Genomic DNA, 19,624 nt, shown 5'->3' on the forward strand with positions numbered 1-19,624 from the left:
GTGTTAGGACTGCACGATGTCGACGACCAGGCGCAGCGGGTGTTCCAGAATCTGCACCGAATACGGCAAGTCGGAGCGTAACCCTACGACCACGCGGCTGCGACCCTCGTAGGTGCCGGCGTTGACGACGTCAATAATGTTGCCGGTCTCTGCCGGGGTATCCACCTTGATCTGGTCCGCGTCCAGGCCAAGTTCGTAGGGGTAGACGGTGCCGTCGATGTTGATATTGAGGAACGCGTTGCCAGTCACCTTCAGTGGTTTGCCGGTGATCTCCTGCATCGGGGTGGAGGTGTAATCCACGAACCAGCCCGGCTCGCCCTCGCCGACGAGGTCTACAACCACACGGTCGAACCCTTCGTGGGTGCCCACACGCACGCCAGCCACGGTGAGCTGAGCAGGCGCGGAAGGCCGCTGAGTCTTCGGGCTCGCGTTCGCGGTACCGAGCGGGCGCAGCTGCGTCGTTGATGGCGCAGCATGCATCGAGCCGACGCGGGTCGCGGCCTGGTCCTGAGCAGGAGAAGACACGCACCCAGCGAGCACGGCGCCAGCAATGCAGGGCGCCAGCGCCGCAACGGCGAACTTCGGTAAGGGAAACACGCAAATTACCGTAGCCAGAACGAATCTCGAAGAGCAAAGCAGAACGGCAAAAAATCAAAAAGGTTATCAAAATGTTAACTGCCCGACTCGGCCCGGTTTAGGTATGCCTAATCAATCGGGAAATTTTCGCTACAGTAGGTGACATGACTACAGCCCATGCACGCACACTCTGCTCCGATACGGACAGTGAGCCGCTGCCGGGTACCGCGAAACCCGGCTCGACCTACGTTTTGTTTGAGTGGCCACACAAGTGGAGCCACGACGTACTCGACGGCGACACCTTCGGGGACGAACTGACCGAAAAGTTGAAAGCGCACATGCAGCGCTACAACGCCACCTTGCTGCTCATCCGCCACCCAACGAGGGAAGGCCGCCAGATTGAAGACCACCACGTCTACCTGGTCTTCGCCGACCAGGCAGCAACCGAGGTGCTGCACGTCGATGGGCCTGAGGCGATCCTGGATCTCGACCTGTCAGGCCCAGGGCAAAACAGCGCCAAGTCGCGTACGAAACCGCTGGTCCTGGTCTGTACCCACGCGAAGCGCGACATGTGCTGCGCCATCAAGGGTCGCCCCATCGTCAACGAGCTCGTAGAGAAGTACCCGTTTGGGCAGGGCAACGACGTGGTGTGGGAAACCTCGCACATCAAGGGGCACCGTTTTGCCGCCACGATGCTGCTCATGCCGTGGGCGTACAGCTTTGGCCGAATGAACCTTGAGGCTACTGAGGCCATGCTTGAAGCTGCGATGCGCGGCGAGTACTTCGTGCCGGGCAACCGCGGCCGCGGCACCTTCAGCCCGGTAGGTCAGGTGGCGGAAGTGGACGTCGCAACGCAGCTCGCCACCCGAGGGGACAAGGTGCGCTACGGCCAGCTCGAAGTCACCGCCGAGCGTATCGACGGCCCCTCCGCCCACGTCACCGTCACCGACACCGCGACCGACACTGCCTACGAGGTGACGTTGGAACAGCGCGACGTTGATGCCGTGATGGCATCATGCGGGAAGGACCCGAAGCCCGGCAAGAGCTGGGTCGCAGTCGGGCGCTCCTAGATGTAGCTGGGCAGCACGTCAGCGACCCTGTTGATCACGTGGTCGGTGCGCTGCTGCACCTCGGCGGGCGAGTGGTGGAAGCTGTGCGAGTGATCTGCGATCTCGTGCATGGACAGGTCATTCCACGAGTCGCCGAAGGTGTACAGCTCGATGTCTTCGCGTGGGACGTCGAGGAGCTGCAACAGGTCCTGGATGCCTGCGCCCTTCGTGCGACCGGGCGCCATGATGTCGATGAAGTCCTGGTTCTGCGCTACCGATACATGCGGCAGCGCGCGCGTCCACTCGTAGACTTCGGCGCGAAGCGCTTCGTTGCCTGGGATCCACAAGGGGACGACGGCGAACTCGTGGTGGGGAATGTCGGCCGTGGTCATCCTGTCGAAGTTGACGGTAAAGCTGCTGCGGGCCTGGGTGTTGTTGCTGAACTCACCATCGACGTGGCCGATCGTGGTGCCGAACACCGCCACCCCATCCGTGTCAGCGAAGTGCGTGACCACCTGCTCGACGATCTCCGGGTCTACAAGATGTGAGTAGAGCAGGCGCTCGTTGTCGCCGGTGGTTGCGGAGCCGCCGTTGGAGAGCACCTGGTAGTCGAAGCGGATGGGGCAGTGGCGCATCCCGAACTCGAGCGCGGTGCGCGAGCGTCCGGTGGCAGAAATGGCGATGTGGCCGGCGTCGCGCCAGGCCTGGATCGCGGCCATGTCGGCCGGGTCGAAGCCGTGCTCGCCCGTGTCAGTGTCCGTGGAATGATGAAGGGTGCCATCAAAATCAAACGCTGCGATTTTCATGGCACCCATCCTAACCAACTGGTCACACCTTAGCGGCGCATCACCTTCTTGGACAGCCAGTTGCCCAAGAACTGCGCCAGCTGCACGATGACGACGATGACGATCACGGCAGCCCACGTCACCTGCGGCTCGAACTGGCGGTAGCCATACACGATGGCGAAGTCACCGAGGCCGCCACCGCCGATGTAGCCTGCCATCGCGGACATATCGATCACCGCGATGAAGATGAACGTGTAGCCGAGGATCAGCGGACCGAGCGCCTCGGGGAGGATGACGGTGCGGATGATCGTCCACGGGCCTGCGCCCATCGAACGCGCGGCCTCAATCATGCCGGGATCGATGGACACCAGGTTCTGCTCGACGATACGGGCCACGGTAAAGGTCGCGGAGAAACACATCACAAACGTGGCTGCGCCCCGGCCAATCGTGGTGCCCACCACCGACAACGTGATGGGGTAGAGCATCGCGATCATGATGATGAACGGGATCGGCCGGAAGAAGTTCACGGCGAAGTTAATCACCCAGTACACGACGCTGTTCTGCAGGATGCCACCCGGGCGGGTGGTGTACAGGAACACGCCAAGGATCAGGCCGCAGATACCACCGACCAGCAGGGTGATGCCCACCATCCAGAGCGTGTCGCCGATGGCGTCTACGAACGTGGGACCGAGGCGGTCCCAGTTCGGCTGCGCCAGAATGAATTCATTGACAGCACTGTTCATCGACGTATCTCCTGAATATCCGTGGTGCCCTGCAGCGTGTGCAGGAACTCGTTAATCGCTGCATCGTCGCCGTTGAGGCGGACCGTCATCTTGCCGAAGGAGTGCTCCTGCAGGGTCGTAATACCCGCGTGCACCGGCTGAATCGACACGCCGCGTTGGCGCGCCTTCTCCGCCGCGCCGAAGAATCCCGAGTGTTCGGTCAGGTCGACAGTGAAGAGGCGCCCAGGCGCCGCGTTCAGCAACTCGAGCTCCTCGTGCTTGTCTGGGGTGTTGCGAAGCGACGTCGATACGAAGCGCTGTGCGACCTTCGTCTTCGGGTCCGAAAACACCTCGTAGACGGAGCCATACTCGACGACCTTGCCGGCCTCCATCACGGCGACCTTGTCCGCAATCGCGCGGATCACGTCCATCTCGTGGGTAATCACCACGATCGTGATGCCAAGTTCCGCGTTGACGCGGCGCAGTAGCTCAAGCACCTCGTGGGTGGTCTCGGGGTCGAGGGCGGAGGTGGCTTCGTCGGCAAGCAAGAGCGAGGGATTCGTGGCGAGCGCACGAGCGATGCCCACGCGCTGCTTCTGACCACCCGAAAGCTGCTCGGGGTAGTTCTTGCCACGATCCGACAGGCCGACGAACTCGAGGAGCTCCTCGACGCGCGCCCGGCGCTCCTGCTTGCCCAAACCGGCAAGCTGCAGCGGGTACTCAATGTTGCCCGCCGCAGTTCGGGAAGAGAACAAGTTGAACTGCTGGAAAATCATCCCAACGTTTCGGCGCACTTCCCGCAGGCGCTTCTCGCTCTTGCCGACGATATTGGTGCCGTCGAGGAGGAGTTCGCCGCTGGTAGGCATGTCGAGCCCGTTGATCAGCCGCACCAGCGTGGACTTGCCAGCGCCGGAGTAGCCGATCACTCCAAGGATCTCACCAGGCTCGACCGTCAGCGACACATTGTCGACGGCCACAACCTCGCGCCCACCCGTTGTAAAGACTTTCGATACGTCCCGGAACTCAACCCGGGTGCCGGTTTTCGTCACGGATTACTTCTCCTGAAGGCGTGCGAGGATAGCGTTTGCGTCATCGCGGGAGCGCTCAACAGCGACCGCGGTGCCGCGGGAATCCTCCTGGACGGCAGCTGCGACCTCTGGGGAGTTCCACAGCTCTGCGAGGCGGTTGTAGGTCGGGTTGTCCAGGTCCTCAGCGCGTGCAGCGAAGACGTTGATGTATGGCTCGCCCTGCTCGGAAGCCGGGTCATCCTGGAAGATAGCCTGCTTTGGCTCAATGCCAGCGCGCTCCAGCCAGGAGTTGTTGATGATGGCCGGGCGACCCTCCTTGTATGCGGAGGTCGTCTGGGAAGCGTCGACCGGAACAACCTTCACCTTCGACGCTGCCTCGTCGATATCTGCTGGAGACGGGGCCAGTTCATCGGCGCCATCCTTCAGCGTGATCAAGTCAGCCTGGACGAGGACGTTGATTGCGCGGCCCTGGTTCGAGTCATCGTTCGGGATAGCAACCTCGGTACCTTCGATGCCGTCGAGGGAATCGTGATCCTTCCAGAACAGTGCCAGCGGGTAGATCTCCGTGGTGGACAGCACCTTCAGGTCGTTGCCGGAAGCCTCGTTGTAGGTAGCGAGGTAGAGGATGTGCTGGAACTTGTTCAGGTCAATCTCGCCCTGGGCAAGCGCCTCGTTGACTGGTGCGTAGTCAGAGAACTGCACGATGTCGAGGGTGATGCCGTTGTCCGCTGCAAGGTCTTCGAAGACGGACCATGCCTTCTGGTCAGCGTCGGTGGTACCAATCTTGACGACGGTGTCCTCGCCGCCACCGGCAGCGTCGGTGGTCTTCTCGGCAGAGTCGTTGGAGCAAGCTACCAGGCTGGTAGCGGCGAGGGCTGAAGCTGCGATGGTTGCAATCACACGGTTGAGGCGCATGATGTCTCCTTTATGTCTTTCGTTGGGGAATCATTGATGGTTTGAAAACTTAGCATCTATTGGACCGCTTAGTCTATCCCTGGCTACAAACGTTGAATATAAATCCGCTTGCGCGAGCATTCGAACATGTTTACACTATCGAACATGCGATTCAATGGGGGTGCTCCGCTGACATGGTCAAAGCTGGAGCGGATACTGTCTGGGAGCGACGTCGGTCCTGTCGTTCCGGTAGATCACCTCACCTTTGCTGGTGAAGCGGAGGGTGAGGGGGTCGGTGGTCGGCGCGGTGGGGTGCCATTCGCCGAGTTGCACGCGGTGTCGTCCTATAGCTTCCTTGGCGGGGCGAGCGAGCCTGAACAGCTGGTTGCACGCGCTCGGTCGCTCGGACTTTCGGCGCTTGGCCTGTGTGATCGTGACGGTTTCTACGGTGCGGTGAAGTTTGCGGAAGCTGCTGCGGCGGCCGGGATGCCCACGGTGTTTGGTGCAGAGCTGACGCTGAAAGAGGGGGTGCTGCCCGTCCTGGCCCGTGGTGCGGAAGGGTACCGGAGGTTATCGCATCTGATGTCGCGCGCACACATGGAGGGTAGGCAAAAAGGCGAGCTCTCGTACCCGCCGATGTGGGAAATCGGGGAGTGGCTTGATGGCTCCTGCTTAGCGCTTGGCGGGTGGGAGTGGACCCCGCTATTCGATAAATTGAGCGAGAGCTTCGGGGTGGAAAATGTGGTGAGGGAGTACGTGGTCTCACTCATGCCGGATGATGCCGATCATCACCAACAATTAGACCGCTTCGTTCATCTTCCCGCCATAGTGAGTACCCGGCCTGCCGCTGCGACGCGCCGACACGCGCGCCTCGCTGCAGCGAAACATGCGCTTGGCCAGCGCCGCGCGCTGCGGCAAGACGTTGCTGACCTGCACCCCATGGGGGCGCACTGGCTGCGCAGCGGGCAGCAGCTCGCCCGGCTGCTGCCGGGATGTGAGCCGATGCTGGCCACCACCGTGGAGGTTGCCGAACAGTGCGCGTTTACGCTCGACCTTGTCGCGCCAAACCTACCGGACTACGACACTCCTGCTGGCCACAATGAAATGAGCTATCTGAAGGAGTTGACCTACGCGAGTGCGCAGGTGCGGTACGCGACGCGCCCGGAAAACATCCGTGAGCAGGCGATGAAGCAGATTGCTTACGAACTCAGCGTGATTGAGGAGCTCCAATTCCCCGGCTACTTCTTAATCGTGTACGACCTGGTCGACTTTTGTCGGCGCAGCAATATCCTGTGCCAAGGCCGTGGGTCGGCGGCGAACTCAGCGGTCTGCTTTGCTCTCGGGATCACGAACGCCGAGCCGATCAGCGCTGGCCTTCTCTTTGAGCGTTTCCTGTCGCCGGACCGCGATGGCCCACCGGATATCGATATTGATATTGAGTCCGGCAGGCGCGAAGAAGTAATCCAGTACGTTTACCGGCGCTACGGCCGCGAGCGTGCCGCGCAGGTGGCGAACGTGATCACGTACCGGAGGAAGGGTGCTGTTCGTGACGCCTCCCGGGCGCTCGGGTACCCACAAGGTGCTGCGGATGCCTGGTCAAAAGGACTCAGCGACCCGCCGGAGCCGGTATGTACGTTGGCGGAGGAGTTCATTGGCCAGCCACGCCACCTCGGGATCCACTCGGGCGGGATGGTGATCTGCGACCGGCCGATCGCGGACGTCGTTCCCATCGAGTGGGCGCGCAAGGAACAGCGCTCTGTGGTGCAGTGGGACAAAGACGACTGCGCTTCGGCGGGGTTGGTGAAGTTTGACCTGCTCGGGCTCGGCATGCTGGAGGCCCTGCACCACATGGTGGACCTCGTACGCGATACAACGGGCACAGAGGTGCACCTGTGGGAGCTCGACCTCGCCGACACCAACGTCTACGACATGCTGTGCCGCGCTGACGCCGTCGGAGTATTCCAGGTGGAGTCGCGCGCGCAACTTTCCACGCTGCCACGGCTGAAACCACAGCGCTTCTTTGACCTCGTGGTCGAGGTGGCCCTCATCCGCCCAGGCCCAATTCAAGGCGGATCCGTTCACCCATATCTACGGCGCCGCGATGGCCTCGAGCCCGTTCTCTACGATCACCCGGTGCTGGAAAAATCTCTTGGGAAGACGCTGGGTATTCCGTTGTTCCAGGAGCAGCTCATGCAGATCGCCGTCGACGCCGCAGGATTCAGCGGCCGGGAGGCCGACGCGCTGCGCCGCGCGATGGGTTCGAAGCGTTCTCCAGCTAAAATGGCGGCGCTCAAAGCCCGGTTCTTCGAGGGCTGCAACACCACGAACGGGATCGGGGCGGACGTCGCGGAAAAGCTCTGGAACAAGATCGTCGCGTTTGCCGCCTACGGATTTCCGGAGTCGCACTCGCAATCGTTTGCGTCGCTTGTGTACTTCTCCGCGTGGATGAAGTACTACTACCCGGCGCAGTTCTGCGTCGGCCTGCTGCGGGCACAGCCGATGGGCTTCTACTCGCCCCAGTCCCTGATTCAAGACGCCCGCCGCCACGGCATCACGGTGTTGCCGGTGAGCGTGAACGGATCCGGCGTACAGGCGCGCTGTATAGATAATGACACAATTCGGATCGGGCTGAATTTGGTGAAGGGGGTCGGGGAGAAGGCTGCGGCCAGGATCGAGAAGGCCGCGCCGTTCACGGACATCGCGGACCTGGCGCGTCGGGCGGCGCTGACCGTGGAGCACGTCGAGGCGCTCGCCAAGGCGGGTGCGCTGGACTGCTTCGGAGGGGAGCGTCGACAAGCAGTGTGGGCTGCGGGTATCGCAGCAACAGAGCGCGACGGCATGCTGCCTGGGCTTTCAGGTATCGACGCCCCAGCGCTGCCCGGGATGACCGCGTTCGAATTGCTCGCGGCCGATGTTGCCGCCACGGGCGTCACCCCTGATATTCAACCGATGCAGCTGCTGCGCGAACACTTGCAACGGGAGGGGATTCTCCGAGCGGTCGACCTTCGTAGCGTGGAAGACGGTACCCGCGTCCGCGTCGCAGGCGTGGTCACGCACAGGCAGCGGCCGCAGACGGCATCAGGCCTGACGTTTCTGGGGATGGAGGACGAAACCGGGCTGCTGAACATCATGGTGTCGCCGGGGCTGTGGAAGCGGCAGCGCGTAGTGGCGCGCACAGCGCACGCGCTGGTGGTGCGCGGGATTGTCCAGAACGCGTCGGGTGCGGTCAGTGTGGTGGCGGACCGTCTGGAGCAAATCGATGTCGGCCAGTGGCTCTCGCGTGGTTCACGTGATTTTCGGTGAAGTCGCTAGGGTAGGGCCCATGGAACAGCAGACTGACGCACTCGCGAGACCACCGCTGCCGGCCTCGGTTGAGCAGATGCACCGCGTATCACCGAAGTACATGGTGCCCATGCTGGTGACCAACACGGTGTGGGCGCTGATTGTCATCGGCGGCTTGCTGTGGGCGCAATGGAAGTACGGCGGCTGGTGGATGTGGGGAGCGGCCGTCTGCGGAGTGTTCTTCATCTGGAAGTACTTCCTTATCCCGTTCCAGGTACGCAACCTAGCGTGGCTGGAAACGAACAACGAGCTCATCCTGAGCCAGGGGAAGATGTGGCACACGCTCACCGTTATCCCTTACGGGCGCATCCAGTTCGTGGACGTCAACACGGGACCGGTGATGCGGATGCTTGGGCTTAAGAAGCTGGTGGTGAACACGGCATCGGTCAGTTCGGTGACCACACTGCCTGGGCTTCCCGCCCACGATGCCGACGCGCTGCGTGACCGGCTTGTAGTCAAAGCACGCGAACAGATGAGTGGCCTATGACGGCGGCCTCTGAGTACCGGCGGGTCCACCGGCTGACCCCGTTGCTGCGCGTGTGGGCGACGCTGCTTGCGCTGCTCACGATCGCTGTCTTCAACTTCACGATGCCCCTAGTCAACTGGCTGCAAGACGAAGGCATCGGCATCATGGATGTGGGCGTGGCCGTCGGCGTGTTCGTCGTTGGCCTGCTCGTAGTGTTCATTATTTCGCAGCTGTGGTGGGCCAAGATCGGATTCCGCGTTGGCGAAGAAGACATCGAGCTGACGCGAGGGGTGCTCACCACTAAGGTGCGCACCGCTCGCTACGACCGGATCCAGGCAGTCGACGTCATCGAGCCGTTCGCGCCGCGCCTGTTCGGACTTGCGGCGGTGCGCGTCGAGGCGGCCGGCGGCAACAATTCGGCCATCGAGATCGCCTACCTGCCCCGCGCGGAAGCGGACGAACTACGCGCCGAGATCCTGCAGGCCATCGCTGCCCGCCCCGGCGCAGCTGCGTCCGCGTTGACGCCCACCGAGCAAGACGCCGAACCGGCTAATACGCTGGTGCCACCAATCCCGATTGGTCGTTCGCTGCTTGCTGCGGCGTTCCAACTCTCAACCATCATTACTGTTGTCTCGAGCGCCGTCCCGCTCTTCACCGATCTCTCGATCACCGCGGCAGTACCGATCCTCGTCGGGTTCGTGCCACAGATCTGGCGCACCATCGACCACTCGTGGCGCTTCAATTCAGTGCTTGACGACGCCACCTCCGGCAGCAACGGGGCCGTCATCAACATGACGTACGGGCTTGCGAACCGCAGGCACCAAGCGGTCCCGTTGCACCGCATCCACGCGGTACAGCTTCGCCAGCCACTGCTGTGGCGCATGTTTGGGTGGTGGACCGTCTCGGTGACTGTGGCCGGGTACGGGTCTGAGCGTAACAAGGCAACTGGCACGTCCAAGTTGCTGCCGGTCGGGACCTTGGAGCAGGCCATGCAGGTCATCGACGCGATTGCGCCGCTGTCCGGCGAGGCGATGAGAGACATGTCGCGTGCGCAGATGTGCTCCCCGCGCGCAGCGCGGTGGGTCTCACCGGTTGACTGGCGGCGGCAGACGGTCACGCTGTACCCAGAGGTTACAGTGGTCACGTTCGGAAGCCTGTCCCAGCGGTACCAGATGGTGGAAAACATGCATATCCAGGAGCTTTCCTTCAAACAAGGGCCGTTGCAGCGCAGGCTTGGCCTGGCGCACGTGCGCTTTGACCTGGTCCCGGGAGCCGTCAAAATGGTGGCGCGGGACGTGCGCGCGGGGGAGGGGCGTTGGCTCGTCGACACGCTGCGCACCCGCACGCTTCCAGGTATGGATGATGCGGAGGCGCTCATCGAAGAGGCTTAGCCGTGGACGGTCAAACCCCAGTGCTGTATGGCGCCGCCGATCTCCATGGCGCCTACGCGAGTCTTATTGGTATCGGACACGTTGGAGTTGACGCCTACGGCCCATACTCCGGAGTTATCGGCGGCGAAGACCGCACCGCCTGAGTCTCCACGATCGGTGATGCTGCGGAAGTAGAACAGGCCGTTGTTTCCGATGTTTTCGAACTCTCCGCAGGAGTAGCCGGTGGTGGCTCCGAGACGACAGATGGCCATGCCTCGGGCTTGCGCTTCTTGTGGGGTGATCCAGCCGCGGAGCGGAAGATCCAGTGGGAGTGTTGAGGAATATCGCGCATCGCCGGTGATTTCGATCAGCCCGATATCGGCGCCGACGATACCGCCGTATGCGTCCTTCTCCAGATAGGACTCCACCATCTCTCCGACATACGACCAGTTGCCTTGGGCGTCCTGCACGTAGAACTGATCGCCGCGATCGCCACAGTGGCCCGCAGTGATGATGAAGATCCGCTCGCCTTTGGATGCAAGGAAGCCCGTCGAACAGCCCGAGCTTTGTGTCTCGTTGATGATCCTGCCGCCAGGTACGATCCCGCCAGGCTGCTCCAGCCACTTCCAGTCGACAAAGTTGTGGTAGTACACGCCACGGTTGTCGTCGCGGCCCCGCTGCCCAGATGAGTCGTTTCTCGGATCGATGACGTTGCGTTGAATCGGTGGCTCGACGCGTTGGCTGGGGGCGCTTGGGCGTTCGCGGTAGTCCGGCTCTGAACGGTACTGCGTCTGCTGGGCAGAGGTGGTAACAGCTGGTAGCGAGGTATGCTCGTCGAGCATTGAGGCAATGTCCGAAACAGCTGCGTCCTGCTCGGCGCGCCATGCGTCGAGCTCCTCATCGGAGGAACCCGAACAACTCGCCAACAATGCAGAAGCGGCGAGTACAGCGGTCAAACGGGCACGGGATGCAGTCGTAGAGAGCATGGCGGACTCGTTTCAATTAAGGGGCAGGGTAACAGGCACAGATCTTAACAGCTGTAGCAACCCTTCCGCTTAGACTCCGCCGACGAATCCCAACTGCCGCCAGGCCTCGAAGACGGCGACGGACGCGGAGTTGGAAAGGTTCATTGACCTGCGGCTCGGCAGCATCGGGATGCGTAGCTGCTTGGTCACGCGCGGGTGGCTGCGGTGTGCTTCGGGAAGACCGGTCGGCTCGGTGCCGAAGAGGAGGGCGTCGCCGTCGCGGTACTCGACGTCCTGGTAGTAGTCGGTTGCCTGCGTGGTGAACGCGAAGATGCGGGCGTCCGGGATGGAGGCGAAGCAGGCGTCGATAGTCGGGTGGATCTGCACGTCCGCTAGGTCGTGGTAGTCAAGGCCTGCGCGCTTCAGGTGCTTGTCTTCGAAGTTGAACCCGAGTGGCTCCACCAGGTGCAGTACGGCGCCGGTGTTTGCGCACAGCCGGATTGCGTTGCCGGTGTTGCCTGGGATGACGGGATTGTCAAAGATAACGTGAAAAGCGCACATGGTTACAGTCTAGGATGGTCACCGTGACTGCGATTAAATTAGACGGAAAACTGTACCGCGAAGAGATCTTTGCAGATCTCAAAACACGAGTAGCCGCCCTGCGTGAGCGTGGGATCACGCCGGGGCTGGCCACCGTGCTGGTCGGCGATGATCCGGCGAGCCAGAACTACGTGCGCATGAAGCACCGCGACTGTGAGGAGCTGGGCATTGCCTCCATCATGAAGGAGCTGCCGGGGGACATCACACAGGAAGCGCTCGAGGAAGTCATCGAGGAGCTCAACAACGACGACGCCGTCACCGGCTACATCGTGCAGCTGCCGCTGCCGAAGCACCTAGATGAGAACCGCATCCTGGAACTGATCGACCCGGACAAGGACGCCGACGGCCTGCACCCGGTCAACCTGGGCAAGCTGGTACTCAACGAGCCTGCGCCACTGCCGTGCACCCCGAACGGTTCCATCAAGCTGCTGGAGCGCTTCGGCGTGGATCTTAACGGCGCGATTGTGTGCGTCATCGGCCGCGGAGTGACCGTGGGCCGCCCAATCTCGCTGATGTTGACCTCGCGCAACGTCAACGCCACGACGGTGCTGTGCCACACCGGCACCAAGGACCTGGCTGCGGAGACGCGCCGGGCGGACGTGGTCATCGCGGCGGCCGGTAAGCCGCACATGATTACGGCGGACATGATTAAGGAAGGCGCCGCACTGCTGGACGTGGGCGTCTCGCGTGTCGACGGCAAAACGGTCGGCGACCTGCACCCTGATGTGTGGGAGAAGGCGGGCTGGGTCTCGCCGAACCCTGGTGGTGTTGGCCCGATGACTCGCACGTTCCTGGTCCGCAATATCGTGGAGCGGGCTGAGCAGCTTGCCTAACTCGGCAGAAGGGTTGTCGCTGGACAACCCTCATGACATTGGGAACCCGCCCTCGCCCCTGCCACGGAACGTGCAGGTGGCGATGGTCGGCGTGTTCATCCTGGGGTTTGTCGCCGCGGGGGTGTGGTCGCTGACGGATCATTGGCGGCGTGCCACGTTCACACTCGGGGCGACCATGCTGTGGTGCGCACTGCTGCGCCTGACGTGCGACTCGCAAGTCATTGGTCTGCTGGCAGTGCGCTCCAAACGGTTCGATATCGCGTTTTCCACCAGCCTGGGCGCCGCGATGGTGTGGCTAGCCTGGTCGGTGGACGCGCTGGGCTCCTAAAGGGATCTTACGCGCTGGTCAGCGCGATGAAGTTGCGCAAGATGTTGTCCATCTGGCGGGCCTCGACGAGAAACGCGTCGTGGCCAACCGGGGATGACAGCTTGTGCATCCCCAGCAGGTTCCCCAGGTTGCGGGACATGTGTTCCTGCTGGTGGTAGGGGTACAAAATATCCGTATCGACGCCCACAATCATCGTCGGCACCGTCGACGAGTGCAGCGCTTTGTTCAGGCCTCCGCGACCGCGGCCGATGTCGTGGCGGTTCATGGCTTCGGTGAGTGTGACGTAGGCGCCGGCGTCGAAACGCTTGACGAGCTTCTGCCCCTGGTAGTCCAGGTAGCTTTGCACAGCGAAGCGCTGGTCGTGCTCGCGGTAGGGGCCGAGTGGGTTTTCGCCCTCCTGGGCGCTGGTGCCGAAGCGCTCGTCGATTTCGAGCTCACCGCGGTAGGTGAGGTGTGCGATGCGCCGGGCGGCAGCCAGTCCCTCGTCGGGGGAGGTGCCGGTGGAGTAGTAGTCGCCGTCGTGCCAGTTGGGGTCGCGCACGATGGCGTAAATCTGAGCCTCCTGGATGCCGATCTGCCAGGCGCTTGCGCGCGCGGAGACTGCCATGACGCAGGCGTAGCCGACAGATTCCGGGTAAAGCAGCGTCCACTCCAGGGTGCGCGCCCCGCCCATGGAGCCTCCCATGATGGCATGCACACGGTGAATGCCGAGCTGGGTGAACAGGGTGTGTTCGGCGCGGACCTGGTCGCGAACTGAAAGTGCGGGGAAGCGGGACCCCCACGCGGCGCCGTCGGGATGCGTGCTCGCAGGACCAGTCGAGCCGTAGCAGGACCCGATCACGTTGGTGCAGATCACGCACCATGTGTCGGTGTCGAGTGCTTTGCCGGGGCCAATCGCCCCGCCCCACCACTCGGCGGCGTTGGAATCGCCGGTTAAGGCGTGCTCAACAACAAGGATGTTGTTGTCGCCCTTCGAGTCACCCCGGAACTGCCCCCACCGCTGGTACGCGATGTGGGCGTCCTGGATAGTGCCTCCGGCCTCTGTGGTGAAGTCACCAATCGGGACTATCTGCAGCTCGCCTTCAGGCGCCAGGTTGGGCATGTTAGATCGCTGCGAATCCGCGCTCGAGGTCCGCAATGATGTCGTCGGCGTCTTCGATACCGACGCTCAGGCGGATGGTTGCCTGGGAGATACCGGCGCGCGCCAGGCCCTCCGCGTCCGACTGGGAGTGCGTCGTTGTGGCCGGGTGAACCACCAGGGAGCGGACGTCGCCGATGTTCGCCAGGTTCGAGTGTAGCTTGAGGGCGTCGATAAACTTCCAGGCGTTGGTGTGGTCGTCCTTGTCGCCTGCGATCTCGAAGGAGAGCACCGAGCCGGTGTAGCGCAGTCCGAGCTTTTCCTTGACCGCGTAGTACGGAGAGGACTCGAGGCCGGCGAAGTTCACCTTGGCCACCTTGTCGTGCTCGCTGAGGAACTTCGCTACCTTCAGTGCGTTCTCGTTGTGACGCTCCACGCGCAGGCTGAGCGTGTCTAGGCCCTGCAGTGCGACCCACGCGTTGAACGGGGAGATTGCAGCGCCGGTGTCGCGCAGGATGCCGGCGCGGGCCTTCAGTGCGAAGGCCGGTGCACCGAGGTCCGCGTACTTCAGGCCGTGGTACGCCGGATCCGGGGTGACGAAGTACGGGAAGACTGGCTTGCCGTCGCGCTCGACGGTCCAGTCGAACTTGCCGCCGTCGACGAGGACGCCGCCGATAGCTGCGCCGTTGCCCGTGTAGAACTTCGTGGTGGAAACGACCACGATGTCCGCGCCGAGCTCCAGTGGGCGGACCAAGGCAGCGGTGGCCATCGTGTTATCGATAATCAGTGGCACCTGGTTGCGGTGCGCGACCTCCGCGACGGTCGGGATGTCGAGGACGTCGGCGATCGGGTTGCCGAAGGTCTCGCCGTAGAACGCCTTCGTGTTCGGCTGGACAGCCGCCTGCCAGCTCTCTGGATCGTCAGGGTTGTCGACGAACGTGACGTCGATGCCGAGGCGCGGCAGCGTCACCTGGAACAGGGTCTCGGTGCCACCGTAGATGCGAGGTGAGGTAACGATGTGGTCGCCTGCCGACGCCAGGTTCGTAATGGCGGCGGTCTCTGCAGCCATGCCAGAGGCGAATGCGGTAGCTGCGACGCCACCCTCGAGGTCCGCGATGCGGTCTTCGAGTGCCTGCTGGGTTGGGTTGGTCAGGCGAGTGTAGATCGGGCCTGGGTTGGAGAGGTTGAAGCGGTCTGCTGCGTGCTGAGCGTTGTCGAACACGTAGGAGGTGGTCATGTAGATGGGTTGGTTGCGGGCCCCGTAGTCGCTGTCCACGGCCTGTCCGGCGTGGATGGTGCGGGTGTTGAAGGACCAGTCTTTCGTATTGCTGTTGTCGTATTGAGTCATGGGGAACAATGTAACGCTTGGTAAGTTTCGTGTGAACCAAGCTGTCTAGCGACGCCTGTTTACCAGTGACTATGCGTGAATATAAATCTTGCGAGTACCGTAGCTCGCGATGACGTGACCTCCGTTTCCAGGGCAGGGGGTGTTATCTGTACTGCGGTAGCTGGCGCACTGGATTCCCCTATTGGAGGAGGCTTCAGCGTCCGTCTAGCCCGCTGATTACGTCCGCGAAGACGTCCGATTCTGAGGCTGGGTGCTCGGCCGCATTCTCTCCGAGCAAGAGGGGGCAGGAGATCTTCGATCTGGTCGAATCCAGTCGCCGTACTGTCTTCGACATCGCCCACGTCGGTGTCTCCGGCATCCTCGAGTCCATGGTCCTGTTTAAAGAGGTCGGCCTGGGCAGTGTCTACGTCGTCCCGCTGTTCGAGATGTCCAAGTCGCCATGAGTGGGCTGGTCATCGCGCTGCGCAATGAGGGGTAGGTTTTCGCGGCGGGGGTGCTGAGTGGACCTCCCTGAAACCCGCTACAGAAGCAAGAAAGAGGTAAGAAAACGTTTCTCAAGCTAGAGGAGTTTGTGGAGTGGTTTTCGGGCTGTTTTGGCACTCTTTTCTGGTTACGGAGCAAGAAAACTACTCGGCCCAAAAAGGAACATAGTGGCGGTTGCGAGCTCCCGCATTCGGGTCGTAGAGCCGGATGGGGCCTTCATCTACGGTGGCGTTTACGAGACGGGTCGTCTGGGCAGTCTGTGTATCCCTGAGTCCGAAGCGACTTCGTAGCGATGTATTCGTGACTGCGCGATTGTCCAGAAATCCAAGGCATGCATGCTGGTAGACGGCTTCGATCTTTTCATCTGTAGTCATCAGCTTGAACGGGCGGTAGGCACTCAGCGTGACGGTGGTTGTGCCATTTGTGCGAATGGGTGCAGGTGGAAGGTGTTCCGCCTCCAGTGGCGCAACAATCTTGTCCCAATCACTTCCACGTTGCTCGACGAAGTGTGCGAGGCGAAGCGCTTCGCCGAGACGTGGATTGCGAGTTGTGGAAGCCGAGTCAATAAAACGCTGGGGATCGACCAACGGGGCTCCAGGATTAGTCACTTCGACACGGTCGCTGAAGACCTCAACAGTCAAGTATTAGTCACGCTGTTCCAGGTCCTGGTGCATGAGTGCAAGGGATCATCTCCCTGAAGACCGGTGGCTGTACTGAGGACTGCCACTTCTGCTCCCAGTCTGGCCTGTTCGAATCACCCGTGCGCGCCGTGACGCTGGACATCGCCGAACTTGTCGAGGCCGCCAAGTAGTCCGAGAAGATGGGTGCTTCCGAGTTCTGCATCGTCGCCGCAGTGAAGGGCCCGACCCAGCAGCTGTTCGACCAGGTTGCCGAGGCTGTAACGGCTATCCAGAAAGAGGTGGACATTTCCATCTCCGCATCACTTGGCATCCTCCCTCGCGACCAGGCTTGCCAACTGGCCGAGATGGGCGTGCCGCGATACAACCATAACTTCGAAATCGCCGAGTCGTTCTTCCCTAACGTGGTCACCACCTACACCTGGCAGGAGCGCAAGGACACGCTGGAGAACGTGCTGGCAGAGGGCATGGAGACCTGCTGCTGCGGCGGCATCATCGGGCTAGGCGAGACCATTGAGCAGCGCGCCGAGTTCGCCACCCAGTTGGCCGAAATCCAGGCGCATGAAGTGCCGATGAACTTCCTCGACCCGCGCCCAGGAACCCCGTTCGCAGGCTGCCCCTTGGTGCCGCAGGGTGAGGCGCTGCGCGCCGTCGTGGCGTTCCGTCTGGCCATGCTGTCCACTCAGCTGCGCTTCGTCGGTGGCACGGCGCTCGCGCTTGGCGACGACGGCACCGAAACCGTCCTCATAGGCGGCGCGAATGCCATCATCGGTGGCAATTACCTGACCACGTTCGGCCGTCCGATGGAGAAGGACCGCGACGCCGTCGACCGGGTGATGGAAGGCGGGGCGAAGCCAGCCTTAAGCCTGAGCATCACCACGGTGGGGCAGAAGCAGAACTCCGGACACGGTGTTCTGTATGACACCATCAAGTCGCTGTAGTCAGCCGGGCCCTGATGAAAATCCTGGATTCAACGGAACTCGCCGACGCAGTCCTCTCTAGCGAGATCGCCTGGCCACTCGACCCGGCCAGGCCCCTACGACGCACCGCGCATCTGCCCGCTGTGCCAGCGGCGCATGGTGATAAAAATCAGCCCGATGGCGTGGGAGGCGGCCTGCTCCCGCCATGGGCTGTTGTGCTCCGAGTAGTTGGAGAAGTAACAGGGACGGGAGTGGCTGCTAGCGCACGAAGCGCTTCGTGCTACGAAACGCCACCGCGCTGACAGCGAGTGTGACTAGGCACGCGGCGCTTACGCCACCGACGGCGGCGGTGTGCCAATCGCCTACAGGGGACTCAATTGCCCAGTACAGCGCCACCGCGATGAGGAACGTGGCAAATGCGGTGATGAGGCCGCGTCCCGTGCCGAAGGATGCATAGACCAAACCGAGCGCAACTCCCACGATGGCGGCCACGAAGAAGAACGCGATGTGGAGCAGCACCGTCCACGCCATCGACGTGGTGTCTTGTCCGACGTTCGCCACGATGTAGGGGTCACCGTTAGTGTCTACCCAGGGTACGTCTGCGCCGTTCGTGAAGAGGAACAGGTCATAGGCCTGGTAGTACGGGCTCTTGAACTGGTTGTAGATCGAGGATGCCGCGGTGGGCACTCCAAGTACCACCGCAGCAAAGACGGCTGTGATTGTTGCCGAGTTCATCCACGCGGAAAAGCTCGCACCGAGCTGGTTTAACGCGCTCCACTGCGTGCCAGCGAGGATAAATAGGGCGGTCAGGGCGAAGCCTCCGAAGATAGTCCAGAGGGAACCATCTCCACGGTAGAAACGGCCCAGAGGGGCCAGGATCAGTAATACGGCCAGTGCCACCAGATAGGACAGCGGCTTGAAGGGGCTGAGGAAGAGTTTCATCGTGTGGGCCTTTCTGTTGCAAGGAGGTCGATGAGTTCGGCATCGTCCGGGTACTCGATGGGCAGGTGGACATTGTTCTCACTGAGGGGTTCAGCGAAAGTGGCGCGTGTCGTTGGCCCGAGGTTCGCCGTCTCGGCGACGGGGAAGCGGGCGATAAGTTCTTTAATCTCGGCGGTGGGGCCGGTGACCGTCGGAAAACGCAGGCGGGCGTCGTCGAGTGGGACTGGGTGCGAAACCACCCGATCAAACACCTGGATGACATGGGTGGCGAGACCCACGAAGTCCTCCGGGCGATGCGACGCCATCACCACGCTGCGCTGCGGGTTCTCTGCGATGTAGTCAATCAGCCGCTGGCGGACCTGTTTGCGGGTGGCGGTGTCGATGCCGTCAAACGGCTCGTCGAGGAGTAGCAGGTCCTTGCCGATGGCTAGGGTTACCTCGATGGTGAGGAGGCGGCGCTGCCCAACGGAGAGGTCCCTGATGCGGGCGTTGGGGAAGTCGAGCTCTACATGTGGGTGGATGGCCGCGACCGCGCGCAGATGGTCGTCCACGGTCGTGCCCGCAAACTTCGCGTCCGCACCAGCCGGGACAAACGCGGCGTGCGGGCCCATCAAGGTGTGAAGGTAGTGGGTTTTGCCGGCGGCGTTTGGGCCGACCAGAGCATAAAAGCCGGGATTCATCGAGAACGCTCCTTAGTGATCATTGTTGTCAGTTCCTCGGTGGTGAAATCGAGCTGGTCGGCTTCGTGCACGAAGGGTTTGACGAAGTTATGGAGAAAAGCTTTGCGGCGAGTGTTCAGTACCTGTTCACGTGCGCTGTCGAGCACGAACATGCCAAGTCCTCGGCGTTTTTCCAGTAGCCCCTCGTTGAATAGCTCGGTTAGTGCTTTCGCGGAGGTTGTGGGGTTGACGGAGTGAAAATGGGCGAGTTCGTTGGTGGATGGCACACGGTCACCTGGGGCAAGGACACCCGAGCCGATGAGGTCGCGCAGTTCATCGGCAATCTGCCGGTATATGGGTTTACCACTCATGTGGGTAACCATACAACTAGTATGCCTGGATTGTCAATGGGTGAAGACTCAATGCCCGTGTCTGGAAGACGAAATCGATGTTGGCCTGCGCTACTACTAACTCTCCCTGCTTGAGCAAATCCCGACGCTCAACCGCGCTATCCGCTACGATCTGCGCGACACCTGCTGTCGCTCAACGCCGTCCAGCTCGAGCTGCTGCGCCGGTACCGCGTCGGTGACGAGACGTT

Annotated in this window: 20 protein-coding genes and 1 pseudogene; 8 read left to right on the forward strand and 13 right to left on the reverse strand. The window is 62.0% G+C overall.

Translation table 11 applies throughout. The annotated features are described in order from the left end of the window. Positions 1-3: 3 nt before the first annotated feature. Entirely contained in the window at positions 4-597 is a 594-nt protein-coding gene (locus tag ACXIUA_RS03640; RefSeq protein WP_457976135.1) for an AMIN-like domain-containing (lipo)protein, read from the reverse strand. 143 nt (positions 598-740) lie between these two features. On the opposite strand from ACXIUA_RS03640, the gene ACXIUA_RS03645 reads away from it, so the two are divergent. After that, on the forward strand, positions 741-1,646 hold the full coding sequence (locus ACXIUA_RS03645) for a sucrase ferredoxin (protein WP_070477627.1): 906 nt from the start codon (positions 741-743) through the stop codon (positions 1,644-1,646). Here ACXIUA_RS03645 and ACXIUA_RS03650 read toward each other — a convergent pair. The 4 genes from ACXIUA_RS03650 to ACXIUA_RS03665 are packed head-to-tail and all read right to left on the reverse strand — an operon-like array spanning position 1,643 to position 5,075. Next, on the reverse strand, positions 1,643-2,431 hold the full coding sequence (locus ACXIUA_RS03650) for an HAD family hydrolase (protein WP_421628985.1): 789 nt from the start codon (positions 2,429-2,431) through the stop codon (positions 1,643-1,645). The genes ACXIUA_RS03645 and ACXIUA_RS03650 overlap by 4 nt on opposite strands. A 29-nt stretch (positions 2,432-2,460) precedes the next feature. After that, positions 2,461-3,153 carry a methionine ABC transporter permease gene (locus tag ACXIUA_RS03655; RefSeq protein ID WP_070477634.1) on the reverse strand — a complete coding sequence of 231 codons (693 nt, stop codon included), beginning with the start codon at positions 3,151-3,153 and terminating at the stop codon, positions 2,461-2,463. Continuing rightward, positions 3,150-4,181 (reverse strand): methionine ABC transporter ATP-binding protein, encoded by a 1,032-nt coding sequence (locus ACXIUA_RS03660; protein WP_070363017.1) that lies wholly within the window; start codon positions 4,179-4,181, stop codon positions 3,150-3,152. Before ACXIUA_RS03660 ends, ACXIUA_RS03655 begins: the two co-directional genes overlap by 4 nt. A gap of 3 nt (positions 4,182-4,184) precedes the next feature. Continuing rightward, the gene (locus tag ACXIUA_RS03665; protein WP_070363016.1) at positions 4,185-5,075 is read right to left on the reverse strand and encodes a MetQ/NlpA family ABC transporter substrate-binding protein; all 891 of its coding nucleotides are present in this window, start codon (positions 5,073-5,075) and stop codon (positions 4,185-4,187) included. Between the two features lie 144 nt (positions 5,076-5,219). Here ACXIUA_RS03665 and ACXIUA_RS03670 point away from each other — a divergent pair, with 144 nt between their 5' ends. Genes ACXIUA_RS03670 through ACXIUA_RS03680 form a run of 3 tightly spaced genes read left to right on the forward strand, consistent with a single transcriptional unit; the run spans position 5,220 to position 10,253 of the window. Then, positions 5,220-8,357: an error-prone DNA polymerase gene (locus ACXIUA_RS03670; protein ID WP_457976136.1), complete on the forward strand. Its 3,138-nt coding sequence runs from the start codon at positions 5,220-5,222 to the stop codon at positions 8,355-8,357. Between the two features lie 19 nt (positions 8,358-8,376). Then, positions 8,377-8,883, forward strand: a complete 507-nt coding sequence (locus ACXIUA_RS03675; RefSeq protein WP_255365775.1) for a PH domain-containing protein — start codon at positions 8,377-8,379, stop codon at positions 8,881-8,883. Beyond that, positions 8,880-10,253: a PH domain-containing protein gene (locus tag ACXIUA_RS03680; protein WP_457976137.1), complete on the forward strand. Its 1,374-nt coding sequence runs from the start codon at positions 8,880-8,882 to the stop codon at positions 10,251-10,253. The genes ACXIUA_RS03675 and ACXIUA_RS03680 overlap by 4 nt, the downstream gene beginning before the upstream one ends. Here ACXIUA_RS03680 and ACXIUA_RS03685 read toward each other — a convergent pair. Next, entirely contained in the window at positions 10,250-11,218 is a 969-nt protein-coding gene (locus tag ACXIUA_RS03685; protein ID WP_457976138.1) for a S1 family peptidase, read from the reverse strand. The genes ACXIUA_RS03680 and ACXIUA_RS03685 overlap by 4 nt on opposite strands. A gap of 69 nt (positions 11,219-11,287) precedes the next feature. Next, positions 11,288-11,758, reverse strand: a complete 471-nt coding sequence (locus tag ACXIUA_RS03690; protein ID WP_070477642.1) for a tRNA (cytidine(34)-2'-O)-methyltransferase — start codon at positions 11,756-11,758, stop codon at positions 11,288-11,290. A gap of 23 nt (positions 11,759-11,781) precedes the next feature. Here ACXIUA_RS03690 and ACXIUA_RS03695 point away from each other — a divergent pair, with 23 nt between their 5' ends. Beyond that, on the forward strand, positions 11,782-12,630 hold the full coding sequence (locus tag ACXIUA_RS03695) for a bifunctional methylenetetrahydrofolate dehydrogenase/methenyltetrahydrofolate cyclohydrolase (protein ID WP_205634833.1): 849 nt from the start codon (positions 11,782-11,784) through the stop codon (positions 12,628-12,630). Continuing rightward, a complete protein-coding gene (locus tag ACXIUA_RS03700) occupies positions 12,623-12,958 on the forward strand; it encodes a DUF3017 domain-containing protein (protein WP_457976139.1) in 336 nt (111 codons plus the stop codon). Before ACXIUA_RS03695 ends, ACXIUA_RS03700 begins: the two co-directional genes overlap by 8 nt. A 7-nt stretch (positions 12,959-12,965) precedes the next feature. Here ACXIUA_RS03700 and metX read toward each other — a convergent pair whose 3' ends face one another. The 3 genes from metX to ACXIUA_RS03715 all read right to left on the reverse strand — a co-directional run bounded on the left by metX (position 12,966) and on the right by ACXIUA_RS03715 (position 16,508). Beyond that, entirely contained in the window at positions 12,966-14,060 is a 1,095-nt protein-coding gene (metX, locus tag ACXIUA_RS03705; RefSeq protein ID WP_457976140.1) for a homoserine O-acetyltransferase MetX, read from the reverse strand. 1 nt (position 14,061) lies between these two features. Beyond that, positions 14,062-15,384 carry an O-acetylhomoserine/O-acetylserine sulfhydrylase gene (locus ACXIUA_RS03710; RefSeq protein WP_457976141.1) on the reverse strand — a complete coding sequence of 441 codons (1,323 nt, stop codon included), beginning with the start codon at positions 15,382-15,384 and terminating at the stop codon, positions 14,062-14,064. Positions 15,385-16,010: 626 nt separating this feature from the next. Beyond that, the gene (locus tag ACXIUA_RS03715) at positions 16,011-16,508 is read right to left on the reverse strand and encodes an ATP-binding protein (RefSeq protein ID WP_457976142.1); all 498 of its coding nucleotides are present in this window, start codon (positions 16,506-16,508) and stop codon (positions 16,011-16,013) included. A 35-nt stretch (positions 16,509-16,543) separates the two neighbouring features. Here ACXIUA_RS03715 and bioB point away from each other — a divergent pair. Then, positions 16,544-17,446 (forward strand): annotated as a pseudogene (gene bioB, locus ACXIUA_RS03720) (biotin synthase BioB); the annotation flags it as partial. Between the two features lie 135 nt (positions 17,447-17,581). Continuing rightward, on the forward strand, positions 17,582-17,653 hold the full coding sequence (locus ACXIUA_RS03725) for a hypothetical protein (protein WP_457976172.1): 72 nt from the start codon (positions 17,582-17,584) through the stop codon (positions 17,651-17,653). A 30-nt stretch (positions 17,654-17,683) separates the two neighbouring features. On the opposite strand, the gene ACXIUA_RS03730 is transcribed toward ACXIUA_RS03725, so the two are convergent. From ACXIUA_RS03730 to ACXIUA_RS03740, 3 genes are read right to left on the reverse strand one after another with little or no spacing between them, the layout of a single operon-like run. Next, the gene (locus ACXIUA_RS03730) at positions 17,684-18,367 is read right to left on the reverse strand and encodes a hypothetical protein (protein WP_457976143.1); all 684 of its coding nucleotides are present in this window, start codon (positions 18,365-18,367) and stop codon (positions 17,684-17,686) included. Next, positions 18,364-19,047 (reverse strand): hypothetical protein, encoded by a 684-nt coding sequence (locus tag ACXIUA_RS03735; protein ID WP_457976144.1) that lies wholly within the window; start codon positions 19,045-19,047, stop codon positions 18,364-18,366. Before ACXIUA_RS03735 ends, ACXIUA_RS03730 begins: the two co-directional genes overlap by 4 nt. Further along, positions 19,044-19,397, reverse strand: coding sequence for a GntR family transcriptional regulator (locus tag ACXIUA_RS03740; protein WP_071569341.1), 354 nt, complete (start codon positions 19,395-19,397; stop codon positions 19,044-19,046). The genes ACXIUA_RS03735 and ACXIUA_RS03740 overlap by 4 nt, the downstream gene beginning before the upstream one ends. Positions 19,398-19,624 lie beyond the last annotated feature (227 nt).

It is taken from the genome of Corynebacterium sp. UMB8791, assembly GCF_054166365.1.